This is a genomic window from Sneathiella sp., assembly GCF_036960985.1.
In the GTDB taxonomy this organism is placed as follows: domain Bacteria; phylum Pseudomonadota; class Alphaproteobacteria; order Sneathiellales; family Sneathiellaceae; genus Sneathiella.
The window spans coordinates 1-16,747 of sequence record NZ_JBALWD010000052.1 but is presented as its reverse complement, the minus strand read 5'-3'; the positions used below and the strand labels follow the sequence as shown (position 1 = coordinate 16,747).

18 protein-coding genes are annotated in these 16,747 nt (G+C 46.0%); 11 read left to right on the top strand and 7 right to left on the bottom strand.

Annotation, left to right across the window (positions count from 1 at the left end; genetic code table 11):
* The first annotated feature begins 147 nt into the window (after positions 1–147).
* Positions 148–579, top strand: coding sequence for a GFA family protein (locus V7723_RS19035; protein ID WP_335686084.1), 432 nt, complete (start codon positions 148–150; stop codon positions 577–579).
* Between the two features lie 133 nt (positions 580–712).
* Here the strand turns inward: V7723_RS19035 and V7723_RS19030 are convergent, their stop codons facing one another.
* Complete coding sequence (locus V7723_RS19030; protein ID WP_335686083.1) at positions 713–1,303, bottom strand: cysteine hydrolase family protein; 591 nt, start codon at positions 1,301–1,303, stop codon at positions 713–715.
* A gap of 346 nt (positions 1,304–1,649) precedes the next feature.
* On the opposite strand from V7723_RS19030, the gene V7723_RS19025 reads away from it, so the two are divergent.
* The 9 genes from V7723_RS19025 (at position 1,650) to V7723_RS18985 (ending at position 10,547) form a co-directional block, all read left to right on the top strand.
* Entirely contained in the window at positions 1,650–2,252 is a 603-nt protein-coding gene (locus V7723_RS19025) for a DsbA family protein (RefSeq protein WP_335686082.1), read from the top strand.
* A 115-nt stretch (positions 2,253–2,367) separates the two neighbouring features.
* On the top strand, positions 2,368–3,765 hold the full coding sequence (locus V7723_RS19020; RefSeq protein WP_335686081.1) for a cytochrome ubiquinol oxidase subunit I: 1,398 nt from the start codon (positions 2,368–2,370) through the stop codon (positions 3,763–3,765).
* Positions 3,766–3,778: 13 nt separating this feature from the next.
* Positions 3,779–4,789 (top strand): cytochrome d ubiquinol oxidase subunit II, encoded by a 1,011-nt coding sequence (gene cydB, locus V7723_RS19015; protein WP_335686080.1) that lies wholly within the window; start codon positions 3,779–3,781, stop codon positions 4,787–4,789.
* A 326-nt stretch (positions 4,790–5,115) separates the two neighbouring features.
* On the top strand, positions 5,116–6,051 hold the full coding sequence (locus tag V7723_RS19010) for an ABC transporter permease subunit (protein WP_335686079.1): 936 nt from the start codon (positions 5,116–5,118) through the stop codon (positions 6,049–6,051).
* Positions 6,051–7,391, top strand: a complete 1,341-nt coding sequence (livM, locus tag V7723_RS19005; protein WP_335686078.1) for a high-affinity branched-chain amino acid ABC transporter permease LivM — start codon at positions 6,051–6,053, stop codon at positions 7,389–7,391. The genes V7723_RS19010 and livM overlap by 1 nt, the downstream gene beginning before the upstream one ends.
* 1 nt (position 7,392) lies before the next feature.
* Positions 7,393–8,250 (top strand): ABC transporter ATP-binding protein, encoded by an 858-nt coding sequence (locus V7723_RS19000; protein ID WP_335686077.1) that lies wholly within the window; start codon positions 7,393–7,395, stop codon positions 8,248–8,250.
* Entirely contained in the window at positions 8,247–8,975 is a 729-nt protein-coding gene (locus V7723_RS18995) for an ABC transporter ATP-binding protein (RefSeq protein WP_335686076.1), read from the top strand. The genes V7723_RS19000 and V7723_RS18995 overlap by 4 nt, the downstream gene beginning before the upstream one ends.
* Positions 8,975–9,322 (top strand): DUF6867 family protein, encoded by a 348-nt coding sequence (locus tag V7723_RS18990; protein ID WP_335686075.1) that lies wholly within the window; start codon positions 8,975–8,977, stop codon positions 9,320–9,322. Before V7723_RS18995 ends, V7723_RS18990 begins: the two co-directional genes overlap by 1 nt.
* A gap of 121 nt (positions 9,323–9,443) precedes the next feature.
* Positions 9,444–10,547: a branched-chain amino acid ABC transporter substrate-binding protein gene (locus V7723_RS18985; protein WP_335686074.1), complete on the top strand. Its 1,104-nt coding sequence runs from the start codon at positions 9,444–9,446 to the stop codon at positions 10,545–10,547.
* A 72-nt stretch (positions 10,548–10,619) separates the two neighbouring features.
* Here V7723_RS18985 and V7723_RS18980 read toward each other — a convergent pair whose 3' ends face one another.
* On the bottom strand, positions 10,620–11,411 hold the full coding sequence (locus V7723_RS18980) for a phosphate/phosphite/phosphonate ABC transporter substrate-binding protein (RefSeq protein WP_335686073.1): 792 nt from the start codon (positions 11,409–11,411) through the stop codon (positions 10,620–10,622).
* 2 nt (positions 11,412–11,413) lie between these two features.
* Positions 11,414–12,325, bottom strand: a complete 912-nt coding sequence (locus V7723_RS18975; RefSeq protein ID WP_335686072.1) for a fatty acid desaturase — start codon at positions 12,323–12,325, stop codon at positions 11,414–11,416.
* A gap of 128 nt (positions 12,326–12,453) precedes the next feature.
* On the opposite strand from V7723_RS18975, the gene V7723_RS18970 reads away from it, so the two are divergent.
* Entirely contained in the window at positions 12,454–13,329 is an 876-nt protein-coding gene (locus tag V7723_RS18970) for a helix-turn-helix domain-containing protein (protein WP_335686071.1), read from the top strand.
* Here V7723_RS18970 and V7723_RS18965 read toward each other — a convergent pair.
* The 4 genes from V7723_RS18965 to V7723_RS18950 form a co-directional block, all read right to left on the bottom strand.
* The gene (locus tag V7723_RS18965; RefSeq protein WP_335686070.1) at positions 13,321–14,361 is read right to left on the bottom strand and encodes an ABC transporter ATP-binding protein; all 1,041 of its coding nucleotides are present in this window, start codon (positions 14,359–14,361) and stop codon (positions 13,321–13,323) included. The genes V7723_RS18970 and V7723_RS18965 overlap by 9 nt on opposite strands.
* Positions 14,358–15,194 carry an ABC transporter permease gene (locus V7723_RS18960; protein WP_335686069.1) on the bottom strand — a complete coding sequence of 279 codons (837 nt, stop codon included), beginning with the start codon at positions 15,192–15,194 and terminating at the stop codon, positions 14,358–14,360. The genes V7723_RS18965 and V7723_RS18960 overlap by 4 nt, the downstream gene beginning before the upstream one ends.
* 9 nt (positions 15,195–15,203) lie before the next feature.
* Positions 15,204–16,061 carry an ABC transporter permease gene (locus V7723_RS18955; RefSeq protein ID WP_335686068.1) on the bottom strand — a complete coding sequence of 286 codons (858 nt, stop codon included), beginning with the start codon at positions 16,059–16,061 and terminating at the stop codon, positions 15,204–15,206.
* 56 nt (positions 16,062–16,117) lie between these two features.
* Positions 16,118–16,747, bottom strand: a 630-nt coding sequence (locus tag V7723_RS18950) for an ABC transporter substrate-binding protein (RefSeq protein ID WP_335686067.1), incomplete at its 5' end; no start/stop codon positions are given.

The following is a 16,747-nucleotide window of genomic DNA, read 5'->3' as shown; positions in this document are numbered from 1 at the left end:
CAATCCAATACGGGTTCGATGACTATTTAATAAAAACACGGAGCGCCAAATCGTGAGTAAAAAACAAGTCATTCACTATACAGACTATAAAAGTCCATATGCGTATCTTGCAGTGGTGTCTGCTTACGTGCGGGAAGAGGTTTGACCATGACCACATATCACGCAAGTTGTTCTTGCGGCGCTGTCGAAATTGAGGCCGATGGAGAGCCCGTTGTGCAATGCTATTGCCATTGCAATAGCTGTCGGAGTTTCACGGGATCACCGGTCAATGCCCCGGTGCTATGGCCGCGCGACAAAGTTCGGTTCGTCAAGGGCGAGGACAAACTGCTTCACTACTCTAAATCCGGGCATGCCGAAGCTGGGCGCTATTCCTGCGGTATCTGTTACGGTATAGTTGGCGTTTATATTTTCGAAGCAAATCTATTCGACATCTTTGGCGGTCTGGTACGTGATCTGACTTTTACACCGACGCTTCATATTAATTATGAAAATTCCATTCTGCCTATAAAAGACGGCCTTCCAAAATTTAGGGACATGCCCGAAGAAATTGGTGGCAGCGGTGAGATGATGGCGGAATAGTTTTCCAAAGAGCTTGGTCATAGAACGTTGGTTTCAATTACACCGATGTGGCGTCAAAAAAGTAAATGATTTTGCCTAGAAAGCTGGATTAGAAGTTAGGGAGCTCTTGCGATCACTCGCCCGTAATTTGGCATCAGTCACAATGACATTGATTTATGCGTATGAACTCGCTTGATGTAGTCAGGCTGCCAATATGTGTAGATAAAAATCGCAAGCGAGTATCATTGTTGGGTTTATAATCCGTAGTCATACAATCTTCCATTACAATAACATTGTATCCAATATCGAAAGCGGCTGCTGCTGTTAGTAAAACACAAATGTGAGTATGTATCCCACATACAATGACAGTGCTGATTTTCTGCTCTTTTAGTGTTTCTTCCAAATTTGATTTGAAAAAAGCATTGTAAGAGATTTTCGGTATAGCGATATCGTTTTGGTGCGTTGCAAGTTTTTCAAAGACCTTACTGCTTTTAGTATTAGCTTTCGCATGAACGCCCCATTTTCTAGCAATAGGCTCATTTCCTGAATTAATTTCAGTATTGCAAAACAATATAAGTCCCGAATTTGCTCGGCAAAAATTTGTAATGCTGTTAATCGGTTCAATTATTTCATGACCTGATTTGCATATTATTTTACCGTCACATGCGAGATATTCATTTATCATATCGACAACAAGAACGGCCGTCGTCCGTAGATCTACCAATACAGTTTCGCATGTATCCAACTTGGGTCTCCTTGCGAGTATTTATTAGCATGCTCTAAAACCGAGAAGAAAGTGGAAATTGATCTTTGCGAAGGTTGTTCGAAGAATTTCCAACGTGGATGCAAAGCACAAGTCCTTCAATCTAATAGTAAAATTTATAAATCCGTCAGGCCGATCATCAAATGTTCTTTTTTTGGAATACTCTATGAAGTGCTATTTTCTCAAATAGCAGAGTTTTTCAATTCGTAAAAACATTTCGGAACAAATAGGTAGGTTAGACTGAGGCCGTTAGTCGCTGAAACTCTCTTTGATCTGGCATTTATGCAGAGCATCTGCGACACTTATAAAAAACCCGGAGCGCCAAATCTTGAGTAAAAAACAAGTCATTCACTATACCGACTATAAGAGTCCATATGCATATCTTGCGGTGGAGTCCGCTTATGCGCTGGGAGAGGATTTTGACCTGGAGGTTGTCTGGTGTCCCTATACCCTCGATATAGAATCTTTCGCGGGTTCTGTAGAAGATCGGAACCCTGTTCAATGGCGGAAAGTTAAATACGCTTATATGGACATGCGGCGCTTTGCAACGAAGCGCGATTTAATTATTAAAGGACCACGTAAAGTGTACGATTCGCATCCCGCCATGATTGGGATGCTGTACGCCCAGGATCAAGGGCCGGAGATTTTCCGTAAATATAATGATGCCGTTTTCTATCGGTTCTGGAACCACATAATAGAAGTGGATGATATTGACGCCATAGAAGCAATATTGGCAGAAGCCGGCGCGGATATCGGCGATTATCGCGCGTTCCTCGAAGGTGAGGGTCGCATAAGACATGATGACATAAAACGTGAAGCTGAAATGCAGGGGGTCTTCGGCGTTCCCTCCTTTCTTTTTGAAGGGGAGCAGTTTTGGGGCTATGACCGCATTGACATGTTGCGAGAACGGATCGCGGGCACGCTCAGTTGAGGTTTTTCCCTTTTGGCTCGACATAGGGTAAATTGTCGCAGGCCTCTGAAAGTAAATGACATTTTTGCGTATTTTGTTAGATTAGCCGAACATTTAGTCAGCGGGGTACAGCAGCATGTTCGATATCAGCGCGATCGATTTGGCGCGGATGCAGTTCGCTTTTACGGTTTCTTTTCATATTATTTTTCCGGCTTTTTCCATTGGCCTCGCCAGTTATCTGGCGGTGCTGGAAGGATTGTGGTTGTGGAAAAAGGATGTCACCTATTTAAATGCCTTTAATTTCTGGAAAACTATCTTCGCAGTGGGCTTTGGTATGGGCGTCGTATCGGGCATTGTGATGGCATATCAATTTGGGACGAATTGGGCTGTTTTTTCCGACAAGGCGGGGCCGGTGATCGGGCCGCTAATGGGCTATGAAGTCCTCTCTGCCTTTTTTCTAGAGGCTGGGTTTTTGGGCGTCATGCTGTTTGGCCAGAAAAAGGTCGGGCCCAAGCTCCACTATTTTGCAACCCTGATGGTTGCGGTCGGCACCTTATTCTCGGCGTTCTGGATATTATCGGTGAATTCCTGGATGCAAACGCCTGCCGGGTATCTAATAAACGACGCGGGACAATTCGTCCCCGACGACTGGATTGAAGTCATTTTCAACCCTTCATTCCCGTATCGGTTCGTGCATATGGTTCTGGCGGCTTATTTGACGACGGCTTTTGTCGTCGGGGCCGTTGCGGCGTATCACCTGCTAAGAAATAAAGCCAACAAACCGGCGCGGGTCATGTTTTCCATGGCCATGTGGATGGCCGTATTGATAACCCCGGTACAAATGTTCGTCGGGGATCAGCATGGACTTAACACGCTTAAACATCAACCAGCCAAAATCGCGGCAATTGAAGGTCATTATGAGGATTACAGAGGGGCACCTTTAGTCTTATTCGGTATTCCCGATGACGAAAAGGAAGAGCTTCTCTATGCCATTGAAATCCCGAAATTGGGATCCCTCTTGCTCACCCACTCCTGGGAGGGTGAATTGCGCGGGCTGAAGTCCTTCCCCAAGGAAGACAGGCCAAATTCCTTTATCGTATTCTGGACTTTTAGGATCATGGTTGCCATGGGAATGGTAATGTTGACTGTCGGCCTGTGGAGCCTTTTCCGACGAGCTCAAGGAAAGCTCTATGAAGATCGCTGGTTGGCGCGGGCGGCTGTTCTTGCCGGTCCTACCGGTTTTATCGCCGTCTTATGTGGCTGGGTGACAACGGAAGTTGGGCGCCAACCCTGGACGGTATATGGTGCCTTGCGCACCACGGAAAGCGTATCACCGATAAATGCAACCGAAGTCGGAACATCATTGCTAGTTTTTATCGTTGTGTATTTTGTGCTGTTCGGGATGGGAGTCTTTTATATGTTGCGCCTGATGTCAAAAACGCCTGGTGGCGATACAGAGCATGCGACCTCCAGTCTCAAACGCGCCTCGGGCCTCACCGGCGCACCCTCAACCCTGGATCATTCTGGCCATTAAGGAGGAGTAGAACATGGAATTTGATTTACCTCTTATCTGGGCTGCGATTATCGCCTTCGCTATTTTGGCTTATGTGGCGCTTGACGGGTTTGATCTGGGTGTAGGGATTATGTTTCCTTTCGTCTCTGAAAAAACCGACCACCGGGACATGATGATGAATTCCGTCGCACCGATTTGGGACGGGAACGAAACTTGGCTCGTCCTCGGTGGTGGCGGTCTGTTCGCCGTCTTTCCTCTGGCTTATGCCGTCGTGATGCCAGCTCTTTATGCTCCTATTATTGCCATGTTACTGGGCCTAATATTTCGCGGTGTTGCGTTTGAGTTTCGCTGGCGTGCGTCACAAAAAAACCGAATTTGGTGGGATCGATCTTTTGCCTTTGGGTCCATCCTCGCAACGTTCGCGCAAGGAGTTTGTCTCGGAGCGCTTATCCAAGGGATCCACGTGGTTGACCGGAGTTACGCTGGCGGATCATTTGATTGGCTTTCGCCTTTCTCAGTATTGACAGGAGTAGCCCTGATTGTCGGTTATACTTTGCTGGGATCTACTTGGTTGGTTATGAAGACAGAAGGTGATTTACAAATCATCGCTCGAAAATTTGCCCAGGTGTCAGGAATTTTGATTTTGGCCTTGATCGGCGCCGTAAGCCTTGCGACACCCTTTTTACATCCGGACTATTTTGCCAGGTGGTTTGAAGGGCCCAGCCTGATATTTTCTATACTGGTTCCTGTTTTATTGGCGATCTGCGCTGGTATTTTGTTCATTGGGTTGCGTCGTAATCAAGAAATTCGCCCTTTTCTTGCAGCCCATGGCATTTTTATCCTTTGTTATATCGGCATCGGGATCACGTTCTATCCTTATATGGTGCCGCCCAGTTTGACAATTTGGGCTGCCGCCGCCCCTGACAAAAGTTTGTTTTTCCTTCTCGTGGGAACATTAGTTTTAGTGCCGATGATTCTTGCTTATACAATTCATGCTTATTGGGTTTTTCGCGGCAAGGTTGATACGTCTGGTGGTTATCATTGATGTCGTCGACATTGAAAAGAATGTTGTGGTTTCTCGGCTTGTGGCTCGCGGGCGTTACTGTCGTGGGGATTGTCGCCTACGGGCTCCGATTGGTACTGTTACCTTAGTTTGACATAAAACAGTTTTTTGTCGTAAAAAAGCGCGAAATTGTACGGCCAAATGAAAGTGATATGTTCTTGCACCCGTTGATCAGTCTGTCTAGGGTGACGAACATTCGATCATAGGTGCCTTTCTTGGGAAGGAAGAGGTGCCGCCGCGCAATGGACGAATGGTTATTAAATTGATATTTGTCGGAGCTAACAGGTCGACTATATCGGGGGAGCTTGATGGAATATTTTACGCAACAATTGATCAACGGCTTAACGCTGGGGTCGATTTACGGGCTTATTGCGATTGGATATACGATGGTTTACGGAATCATCGGCATGATCAATTTCGCCCATGGCGATATCTTTATGATTGGTTCTTTTATCGCACTTATCGTCATAACGGCGCTGGGTCTGACCGTATCGACGGGTTTGGGACTAACGATTTTGGCATTGATCCTCGTTCTTGTCTCGGCAATGGTAATTTCCTCGGTCTTTGGTTGGACTATTGAACGCTTAGCCTATCGGCCTTTGCGCGGATCTTTTCGCCTTGCGCCGTTGATTACCGCTATCGGTATTTCAATTGTTCTTCAAAATTATATTCAGATATCTCAAGGTGCGCGCGTCAAGCCACTGCAACCGATCATCAACGGAGGTTATACGTTGATGCAGCAAAGCGCTGAAGACGGTGGATTTAGTGTTCAGATATCCAATATGCAGATCCTGATTATTGTGACGACAGTTATTCTGATGACAATATTCTCCCTGATTATTGCCAAGACGTCACTGGGCCGGGCGCAGCGCGCCTGTGAGCAGGACAGAAAAATGGCATCATTGTTAGGAATTAATGTCGATAGGACAATCTCCATGACATTTGTGATGGGGGCTGCTCTCGCCGCAGTCGCCGGTCTTATGTTCCTTTTATATTATGGGGTGATCGATTTCTTTATTGGCTTCGTTGCCGGTGTAAAGGCATTTACTGCCGCAGTTTTGGGGGGCATTGGCTCGTTACCTGGTGCCATGCTTGGGGGCCTGCTTATCGGACTGATCGAAACCTTTTGGTCTGCTTATTTCTCTGTCGAATATAAGGACGTGGCGGCGTTTTCCATGTTGGCCATCGTTTTAATCTTCTTGCCTCAGGGGCTGCTCGGTAAGCCGGAGGTCGAAAAAGTATAATGGCAATTTCGGAACAGACGCCTGCTTTCGCCGGGCGACATCTTGATGGCAAGAAAGTAGCAAAAGATCTTTTGGTTACTGCTTTATTGGCGACAGGCATTTTTGGGTCGACCATTGCCTTTAAGACGGTAACAGCCGCTGGCGGCTTGGCGTTGGTAACGCGATTTGATGTTGCCTTTTATGTGATTGCGGCGGTTGTCATTGGCCGACTTCTTTTGTGGTTGGTATTTTGGAGCAAGCCCGCGGGCCCGCAAAAGAGCTTCTTGCCGGAATCCCTTAAAGCCGGTTACCAGAGCATGCTTTTGAAAATTGGCAAAGGTTTCGCGCCGACAATGTTGTTGTTTGCTCTGATTTTCCCGTTTTTACCCTTCACAGATCGTTATCTACTGGATTTGGGAATTCTCGTTTTAACCTATGTCATGCTCGGATGGGGCTTGAATATAGTCGTGGGTTTAGCAGGGTTGCTAGATCTTGGGTATGTGGCTTTTTATGCCATCGGCGCTTATTCCTATGCTTTGCTAGCACAGTATTTTGGCTTTTCTTTTTGGATGTGCCTACCGCTTGCAGGTATTTTGGCAGCTTTTTGGGGTATTATTCTTGGGTTTCCGGTCTTGCGACTTAGAGGCGATTATCTGGCGATCGTGACGTTAGCTTTTGGGGAAATCATCCGCATCGTCCTCTTGAATTGGTATCAATTTACGGGCGGTCCGGATGGGATTTCCGGCATTCCTCGACCAAGCTTTTTCGGAATAACCTTTAAGCGAGGGGTGGAAGGTAATTTTGCCGATGTGTTTGGGCTTGATTATTCGACCATTCATCGGATTATGTTTTTGTATTTCCTTATTCTCGCTCTTGCATTGGTTACTAATTTTGTCACAAATCGGCTACGGAGATTACCCATAGGCCGGGCGTGGGAAGCGCTGCGTGAAGACGAAATCGCTTGCCGATCTTTGGGGCTGAATACGACGTCGGTCAAGCTAACGGCATTTGCAATCGGCGCCATGTTTGCTGGTTTTGCGGGTTCCTTTTTTGCGACACGGCAGGGATTTATATCTCCGGAAAGTTTTACTTTTATCGAATCCGCGTTGATTTTGGCAATTGTTGTTTTAGGGGGCATGGGGTCGCAGATCGGCGTCGTTATTGCGTCTATTGCGATGATTGGCGGTTTTGAGGTCTTCCGTGAAGCAGAGCAATATCGGATGTTGATTTTCGGATTTGCCATGGTCTTCATCATGATTTGGCGCCCGCGCGGACTGATCTCCACACGTATTCCTTCCATATTTTTGAAAGAAAAGAAAAAAGTCTCCTCTGACATGGTCGGGCAAGGGGAGGGTCATTAAAATGGCATCAATTTTAGAAAATCCCATTTTAACAGTTGAACATCTCAATATGCGATTTGGTGGCCTTCTTGCGGTGGATAGTTTGTCTTTTGACGTTGGTCGAAAGGATATTACAGCACTGATTGGACCAAATGGTGCCGGCAAGACGACCGTGTTTAATTGCATCACCGGGTTTTACAAACCAACCGAAGGTCGCATAACAACGCATCATGAAGATGGTAAAACATTCTTGCTGGAGCAAATGGACGACTTCAAGATACCAAAAATTGCAAAGGTTGCCCGTACTTTTCAGAATATTCGGTTGTTCAGCGGCATGACAGTGCTCGAGAACTTGATGGTTGGGCAGCATAACCCGTTGATGGTTGCTTCTAGCTTTACCTTTGGCGGCATTTTTGGTTTGAGTGGATACAAAAAAGCTGAAAAAGAAGCTATGGAATTAGCGACATATTGGATGGAGCAAACAGGTCTGATAGACCGCGCCGATGATGCGGCGGGCGACTTGCCATACGGCGATCAACGCAAACTTGAAATCGCACGGGCCATGTGTACGGATCCGAAACTCTTATGTCTGGATGAGCCGGCCGCAGGTTTGAACCCACGGGAATCAGAGGACCTAAACAAATTATTGCTATTTATCCGTAAAGAGCGTGAAACGGGCATACTCTTGATTGAGCATGACATGAACGTGGTCATGGGGATTTCCGACCATATTGTAGTTCTGGACTATGGGAAGAAAATTTCTGATGGTACACCAGAGGAAATTCGCAACGATCCAAAAGTTATTGCGGCTTACCTTGGCGTCGATGACGAGGAAGTGGAAGAAGTCGAGCACGAGATTGAGGAAGGATTGTCCTCATGAGTCAGCAACCATTGCTTCAAGTTAAAAATGTCGAAACATTCTACGGGAAAATACAGGCTCTCAGAGGCGTGACACTCGATGTGAATGAAGGTGAAATTGTTACATTGATCGGCGCCAACGGGGCCGGAAAATCAACGCTGATGATGACAATTTGTGGAGATCCTAGAGCAGCCAGTGGTCAGATAATATATGATGGTCGGGATATTACCCAAATGCCGACACATGAGATTACCCGCATGAATATTGCTCAATCACCGGAAGGGCGGCGTATATTCGGACGCATGACAGTTTTGGAAAATCTGATGATGGGGGCGACAACTTCTGAACCTGAATATTACGAAGAAGACCTCGCGCATGCTTTTGAGCTGTTTCCTCGATTGCAGGAACGACAGCATCAACGGGGGGGCACATTATCAGGTGGTGAACAGCAAATGCTGGCAATCGCTCGTGCGCTGATGGCGCGCCCAAGATTATTGTTGCTGGATGAGCCGTCACTTGGACTTGCTCCATTAGTCGTGAAACAAATTTTTGAGGTTATTAAAACTCTGAATAAAGAAGGCGGCTTGACAGTATTCCTTGTTGAACAGAATGCTTATCATGCCTTGAAATTAGCCGATCGCGGTCATGTGATGGTCAATGGACAGATTACACTAAGCGGTACAGGAAAAGAATTGTTGGCACGTGAAGAAGTTCGGGCGGCTTATCTCGAAGGAGGGGCACACTAATGGGTATTCTTTGGGAAAACAGTTTTTGGACTTTCTTTTTCGTTACGGTCGTTATCGGAGGCGCTGCAGGTTTTATGTCCGGACGCTCGCTCGCGTCAAAATGGCGCCCCATTTCTCAACCTATACTATATATGTTGTTGCTGGGTGCTGCGGTAAGGTTTTTCCATTTCGCCTTATTTGAAGGGACGCTTCTCTCACTACACTATTATGTTGTTGATACAATTGTATTGATTGGCATTACTTTATTGGGTTACCGTTTAACACGTGTTTCGCAAATGGTGACTCAGTACAGATGGCTTTATGTAAGATCAGGGCCATTTTCATGGCGCCAAAAGAAGGGTACTTAACTCTCAGGCGTAACCGTCATTATTTTTTCGCAGTGAATTATCTTTACAAGCTTGATATAATTGCGGAATTATCAGTGTCAGTATAAATTTGTTAAATATCCTTAGAACCGGGAGTACTAAAATGAAGAAAATTCTACTTGCTGTATCGGCTTTGTCGATGGGCGTGATCGCCAGTAGCGGCATTGCTCAAGCAGACATCGCCATCGCGACCGCAGGACCGATGACAGGTCAATACGCCAGTTTTGGCCAGCAGATGAAAGCTGGTGCAGAGCAGGCTGTTGCTGACATCAACGCTGCAGGCGGTGTTAATGGTGAAATGCTATCTCTAGAAATCGGAGATGATGCATGTGATCCGAAACAAGCCGTTGCGGTTGCTAACCAGATGGTCTCAAAAGGCGTTGTCTTTATGGCTGGCCATTTCTGTTCTGGATCCTCTATTCCAGCATCAAAGGTTTATGAAGAAGAAGGAATCATTCAGATTTCTCCAGCTTCGACAAACCCGAAATTGACCGATGAAGGTGGAACCAACGTTTTCCGTGTCTGTGGTCGTGATGACCAACAGGGCTTGGTTGCAGGTGCATATCTTAAAGGTGAAGCTGCAAACGGTAAGAAAATTGCAATTCTTCATGACAAGACAGCCTATGGTAAAGGTCTTGCAGACGAAACCATGGCGTCTATGGTCTCTGGCGGTAGTAAGCCAGAAATGTACGAAGCCTATACCGCTGGCGAAAAAGATTACACGGCTCTTGTCTCAAAAATGAAACAGGCAAATATCGATATCGCTTATGTTGGTGGATATCATACTGAAGCCGGTTTGATTGTTCGCCAGATGCGCGATCAGGGCATGAAAACACAATTGGTGTCCGGTGATGCTTTGGTGACCAACGAATATTGGTCAATCACAGGTGATGCGGGTGAAGGCACATTGATGACTTTTTCTCCTGACCCACGGAAAAACCCAGGTGTTGAAGAACTGGTTGCTAAATTCCGTGCCAATGGTATCGAGCCTGAAGGTTACGTTCTGTACACCTATGCTGCAGTTCAAGCATGGGCGGAAGCGGCCACGAATGCTAAATCTACAAATACGGAAAAGGTAATAGCCGCTCTTAATGATGGCGAGTTTGCTACAGTACTCGGCAATCTTGCCTTCGACCAAAAAGGTGACGTAACGTTGCCAGGCTATGTTTGGTACGAATGGAAAAACGGAACATATGATTATAAATAAGTAATCTTTGATTTCCAATTAAGGCCTCGTCAGTTCTCTGACGGGGCCTTTTTTTGAGCAAAGAAATTACAGCTAGCTTGTCTTTTTCGTTGATGTCCCCATAGATTTAAACCTGCTCTTGATTACTTCGTAGTCCTGCTCCGTTGTCTGTGCAAACCCCATAAGCAAGAGTTCATCTCGCACGCTTTCGTCCAGGGAGGCCATTGCTTCTATGATAGCACTGCGGATCGGTTTGAGCATGGTCTTGTGGTTGTTGGCCGTAATAAACGGGAGACCGGGAGTTGGGGCCGTGCAGTCGAGAATTCGGATTGTCGCTGTTGCTGGTTCGTGACGATTTGCCAATTCCCAACTGACAGCGTCGATTGCAGCGACATCTACTTGTGCAGACGCGACAGCCTTGATCGAGCTCCGATGTGATCCAGTGTGTTGTTCTGCGCTCAATAACTCTTTGGAAAAACCTGCAGCGTTTATGTGGTAATGAAACGCTGCATATCCCGATTGAGACATAGAATTATTATAGCCGAAAGTCTTGCCTTCTAGATCCGAGATCTTATGTATATCTGCATCTTCTTGAACGATGAGAACGCTATAATAGGATCCAGCACCACATTCGATATCATAAGCGGGCGTACCGATAAGTGCGGTTTCTTGTGCGAGGAGATTGACAAACGGCAGGCCGCAAGTTTGCCCGAGGACTAGGTGCGGATTTCGCCAGATTGTCATTGGGTCGATTTCCCGGGCGAGGCTTTTAGGTGCCTCTACACCATGATCATTAAGGCTATGATATAGAGCGTCCCATAGTTTGTCGTTGAAATATTGGGTTTCCGGCCAATCATACATGGGAAGAGAAGCGAGCGCGGTCATGTTCATTCGCTACGATCGATCAGCTGCGTCTTAGTTGGAAAAATTACCGGTTCTTTTTGAACCCATGCGTATTGCCGAATAACGTCAAGGTAATTGCTGAAATAGTATCCTTTGTTGAGTTCAAGAAATTGTTGGCGATTTTTCCGAAAAAGCCTAGGCAGCCGATACCAGGCGACAGTTGGGTAGGCATGGTGGATTGCATGCAGGTTATTATTCAGAAACAGGTAACTTAGTAGGCCATGATCTTCGATGATTACAGAACGTGCTCGCATGCTCCAATTGGCCTGATGCTCTAGATACGTTCTGATCATCAAAATAGACATTCCAACATAAGCGGCAGCGAAATATACGGAAATCGGGATACTGCCAAATACGGCGAGAAATGATAGCAGTGCAGTGCATGTCAGTATATGGGAAGCCCACATATGAATAAGCTTTCTGTCACCGTGGCGCATCTTCGAAATATCGCCCAGTATCATGCGGCCGGTTCCCAGGAGCGGCCCTAAAAGTAATCTGCCCAAGAGGGTATTATTTACTTCAAACAAGATCTTCAGCGGCTTCGGTGTTCTTTGCCACTGATCTGCTGTTAAATACCAGCTCTCTGGATCCTCTGTCGGATCGGTAATGCTGGCCTTTTGATGATGCGCCAAATGTAGTTCTTTATATCGAGGGTATGGCAGAAACAATCCAATCGGTAAAAATACTAAAAGGTCATTTATCTTTTGTGATTCAAATGGATGGCCGTGGATGCATTCATGTTGCAACGAGGAGTGCAAAGTAATGATGGGAATAAGTGCCAGGAAAGTAAGCCAGATTGGTAGATGAAATGACGCAAATACACTTACTCCCCAAACAACATAGATCCCTCCAATAAGAAGAAGAGTTTTCCATTCATTTTGATCTCGTAACCGCACAAGCACCTCCTAATTAAGTCGATCGGATTATCTCTCTTTCTAAATGCCTATTACAATGGTACAATTCGCTAATTTTTATACTATTTGGTAATTAAAATTATAAAACGTGACTTAAGATTGGATATGGTGTGAGAATACAACAACGTAATACGGAAGGAACGGACAAACGGGATGTCGCGGAAATCTTTAGGGATCGTATGGCACTGCTTTTGGCCCGGAAGGGGTTTAACCTTAGCCAATTTGCAGCCAGTGTAGGCATCGACCGATCCGCACTTAGTCAATTCCTGGCACCTGGATCAACAAGACTACCGCGCGCAGAAACGCTTTGTGCAATTGCCCGTACGTACGGTGTTTCCGTAGATTGGCTTATGGGCATAATTGCAAATGATGAAACCGACAGTGAAGCAGTGCCAATGCTGGAAGTGGAGCGAATGGCTGAAACTTCTGCAAGCGACAAATTGGCAGAGTGGCATCTAGAAGCCGTAGGTTACAAAATTCGCTATGTTCCAAGCACTCTGCCAGATTTACTTCGTACGGAAGGTTTAAGTAAGTTCGAATTTGGTGACTACTCCATAGGGGAGCGTAGAGCTCGAGACCAACAGACCCATGATCAACTTGTCTATTCTCGTCGCCCGGAAACCGATATCGAAGTCTGTATGCCTTATCAAACTATAGAGCAGATTTCAATGGGGCAGGGCGTTTGGAATCAGGTACCGATCGAAATTCGTAAAGAGCAGTTGGAGAACATGAACCGCTTGATCGAAGAACTTTATCCTACCTTTCGACTGTTCCTGTTTGACGCCCGTAAGGTTTACGCCGCTGCATACACGTTATTTGGACCGCTAAGAGCTGCTATATATTTGGGAGATCTATATTTAGTCGTAAATTCCGTTGAGCATATCCGTGCCCTTACTGCTCACTTTGATCAACTTATTAGAATTGCAGAAATTGGTCCTGATAGGGCAAACCAAACGATAGCAGATTATTTGGTTCGGTTAAGTTAACATCCATAGAGATTGTTTGGGAAAAGACACTTGCACTTTTTGCCCCTCTTTAAGTAATAGGGCTTTACCAGGATTGGTCAGAACCTCGAACCTTTCGCTTTCCGTAGCGAAATAGAGCCTTGTTTGTGTTCCGAGATATGTTTTTTTGACTAAGAGCGCAGGAAAATTATTTTCAGCACTAGTGGGTACATCAATCAAAACATTTTCTGGCCGAATTGTTATTGTTCCTTTCCCCCTATTGCAATCAGGCAGCAACTGCAAGTTTGACAAAGAAGAGGTGAAGCAATTGCCAGAGTTGACACCGGAAATAAAGTTTTGGCTCCCAAAAAACTTCGCAACGGAATGATCCTCCGGACGATTGTAAAAATCTTCGGGCTTACCAAATTGCCGAAGATTTCCATTTAACATCAATGCCAATTTGTCACCAAGGACAACGGCCTCTTCCTGATCGTGGGTCACAAACAATGTGGTAATCTGCATTTCATGTTGCAGTGACCTGATTAGATCTCGCATTTCAAGGCGCAAATGGGCATCTAAGTTTGACAGAGGTTCATCGAGAAGGAGAACATCCGGTTCGACGATCAATGCCCGGGCGAGCGCTACGCGTTGCTGTTGACCGCCCGAAAGTTCCGACGGGCTTCGATCTTGAAGCCCCTTCAATTGCACTCGATCCAACATCTTCAGTACTAGTTGATGGATTTCACTCTTTGCGCGTTTTTGCATTTTTAGCCCAAAGCCAATATTCTCGCCAACGCTCATATATGGGAATAACAAGTGATCCTGGAACATCATAACCGCGCTTCGGTTCTCCGGCCTTACGGGAAGAATAGATTTTTTGTCAAATCTAATATCCCCGTTGCTAGGAGAAATCAGTCCAGCGATAGATTTAAGGACAGTTGATTTTCCGCATCCTGACGGTCCCAAAATGACGGTCATTTTGCCGGATTCTGCGATCAATGAAAATGACTCTACCGCGGGATCTGCATTTTTGCCATATCGTTTGGTGAGGTTTTCAATATGGATTTCTGTCATAATTTATTGGCTCTATTAGCTAGGGTATTTCGAGCAGTTAGCTGTTTTGCTCCCAATAATAAAACGACGATACCCGGTAGGATATAGAGAAGAGCAATAGCCCCTGTAATATCATTTCGTCCGGACGTTGCGAAATTGAAAAGCAATAATGGCAGGGTTACCACCAAACCACCGCCAATTATCAACGTAAGTATGTATTGGCTCCAGGAAACGAGAAAAGCGAAAAATGAACCGACAATAAGGCCTGGCATAATGGCGGGCAGGGTGACGTACCAGAATACAGCCAAGGGCGACGCGCCCAGACTGCGAGCCTGAGCTTCGGCCTCTGGTTTGTAATTGGCGAAAACACCGGCCATAACGAGTACCATATACGGTAACGTTGGAATGAGATGCACGATCACTACACCGCTAATACTGTTCGCAAGCCCAAGATTCAGGAAAATCACATGGAGGCCAAGAGCAACAGCGATTCCAGGGACCACAATTGGCGCAAGAATCAGTAGTTCGACTAAGGTTTTGCCTCTAAATTTATAGAGACCGAGCGCACGCCCTGCAGGAATGCCGATGATTGCCGAGAGGATAGTTGTTCCTAAAGCAATAACAGTGCTCGTCCATAAAGCCTCCGGGACGCCGGAAGTAGTAGATAAGGTATAACTCCAGGCACGCAGGCTATATTTCGAAGGAAGTAAATCCGGAAAAAACCAGCTATGGCTTACAGACCAGATCGCCAGCGGTATCAATGGTAATACAAGCCAAGTTATAAGCAGCGCCAGAGAGAGCCAGCTTAACCTTGATAATCCAATTAGCGGTTCTGTTTTATTTAGATTACTCATCCCAGCACCTCAAGACCGAATGCGGCGACGTGCGGCCCAAGCATAACCAAGGATTAAGACACTGCTTAAAAAGGCGATGATCATTGCAAGCGCCATGGCTTCTGGTCGAGATCCTAAGTCTACGTCTGTAAATTTCTGGTAGGCCAAGACCGGAAGTGCAGCAGGGTAGTTTTGTCCTAAAAGGGCGGGAATTTCATAAGCCCCGAAAGTAAATGCGAAAACAATCATGGCGGCTGAAAGTAGCCCCGGAAATATCATTGGCAGTAACACATATCGAAAATTCTGCCAGCGATTTGCACCGAGAGAGCGCCCAACTGACTCATAATCATTTCCAAAACCATGCATATTTGCAAGTATTATAACACCGATAAATGGAACCTCTTTCCAAACATATTGCAAGATTATACCGATTGCATAAGGATCGTAAATCATTGCAGGAAAGTCACCCGGTTGGCTAATTAAATGAAATTCATGCGCAAGGCGGGCGAAAAATCCGGATTGGGAGAAAAGATACAAAACTCCAATGGCACCGACCAAATGTGGGACGGTGAGATTAACCTGGAATAGAAAATTTGCGATCGGCCGACCGACGAAACTACGGCGTAACAATAGTGCGGCGCCGATGGCTATGATGCAGGATAATAAGGTCGAAACCAGTGAAATATACACTGTGAGAAAAGCGGAAAGATAAAAGGATTTTGAAGTGAGTATCGCGATATAGGCGTCAAAATTTGGACTTTCCAACCCTATTATGGGCATGTAGTTCAAGCTTCGCGCAAAGCCGAAACCCATACCGCCTAGAAATAATAAAACAATGACCAGAACGGCAGGTGACAATAACAGTGTAATTTTCCACCGATCGGACATTGGTACCTTTTTTCTACGGGAATGTAGAGCGGGCACTACTGTAGCAAAATCAGGCCCTACTCAGCGACATTTTTCTGCCAACCTTTTTCGATAGCACTAATCCATTGCGGATTTAATTCGGGAAGGCTTTTTTTGGCCAAGGCTTCTGGAGAGATAACGGCCGGATTTCGGGGCAGCGCGTTAAAAGCCTCTCGCGACTTTCTGTCGAGCCGGGAAAGATCAATGGCCGGTGTGGCTCCCCAAACATCTGGTTTGGCTTTCGTATATTGTGCTTCGAAAGAAAGAAGCTCATTGGCCAGAATCATTGCCGCCGCCTTGCGCGGTGAATTATACGGTATTGCGACATAGTTCGTATTGGAAATTGTACCATTGTCCAGCCCATAGGATCTGGTGCTTGCCGGGAAGGTTCCATTTTCAACGTTAATTCCGAATATTGCGGGATCATAGTTAAAATACAGCGCGACTTCCTTGTTGGCGTATAATTGTGCCAAGGTTGTGATTGAATTCGGATAGGTCTTGCCTTCCCGCCATAAATTAGGCTCCATTTCGTTTAGGATTGCCCAAGCCTTAGGCGCGACGGCATCGAATTTAGCTTGATCGAATTCACCCAATAAACTTTGAGGTCCGCCAGCAGCATAATAAAAAACATGGCGAATGAAGACACTGCCGTTGAAGTCATTTGCTGC

Bases quoted from the DNA above. Each gene is read 5' to 3' on its own strand.
- livM (WP_335686078.1), top strand. From the start codon at position 6,051: ATGGCAATTTCGGAACAGACGCCTGCTTTCGCCGGGCGACATCTTGAT.
- V7723_RS18960 (WP_335686069.1), bottom strand. From the start codon at position 15,194: ATGAGTAATCTAAATAAAACAGAACCGCTAATTGGATTATCAAGGTTA.
- V7723_RS19000 (WP_335686077.1), top strand. From the start codon at position 7,393: ATGGCATCAATTTTAGAAAATCCCATTTTAACAGTTGAACATCTCAAT.
- cydB (WP_335686080.1), top strand. From the start codon at position 3,779: ATGGAATTTGATTTACCTCTTATCTGGGCTGCGATTATCGCCTTCGCT.
- V7723_RS18980 (WP_335686073.1), bottom strand. From the start codon at position 11,411: ATGACCGCGCTCGCTTCTCTTCCCATGTATGATTGGCCGGAAACCCAA.
- V7723_RS18955 (WP_335686068.1), bottom strand. From the start codon at position 16,061: ATGTCCGATCGGTGGAAAATTACACTGTTATTGTCACCTGCCGTTCTG.
- V7723_RS18990 (WP_335686075.1), top strand. From the start codon at position 8,975: ATGGGTATTCTTTGGGAAAACAGTTTTTGGACTTTCTTTTTCGTTACG.
- V7723_RS18995 (WP_335686076.1), top strand. From the start codon at position 8,247: ATGAGTCAGCAACCATTGCTTCAAGTTAAAAATGTCGAAACATTCTAC.
- V7723_RS18965 (WP_335686070.1), bottom strand. From the start codon at position 14,361: ATGACAGAAATCCATATTGAAAACCTCACCAAACGATATGGCAAAAAT.
- V7723_RS19010 (WP_335686079.1), top strand. From the start codon at position 5,116: ATGGAATATTTTACGCAACAATTGATCAACGGCTTAACGCTGGGGTCG.
- V7723_RS18985 (WP_335686074.1), top strand. From the start codon at position 9,444: ATGAAGAAAATTCTACTTGCTGTATCGGCTTTGTCGATGGGCGTGATC.
- V7723_RS19035 (WP_335686084.1), top strand. From the start codon at position 148: ATGACCACATATCACGCAAGTTGTTCTTGCGGCGCTGTCGAAATTGAG.
- V7723_RS19020 (WP_335686081.1), top strand. From the start codon at position 2,368: ATGTTCGATATCAGCGCGATCGATTTGGCGCGGATGCAGTTCGCTTTT.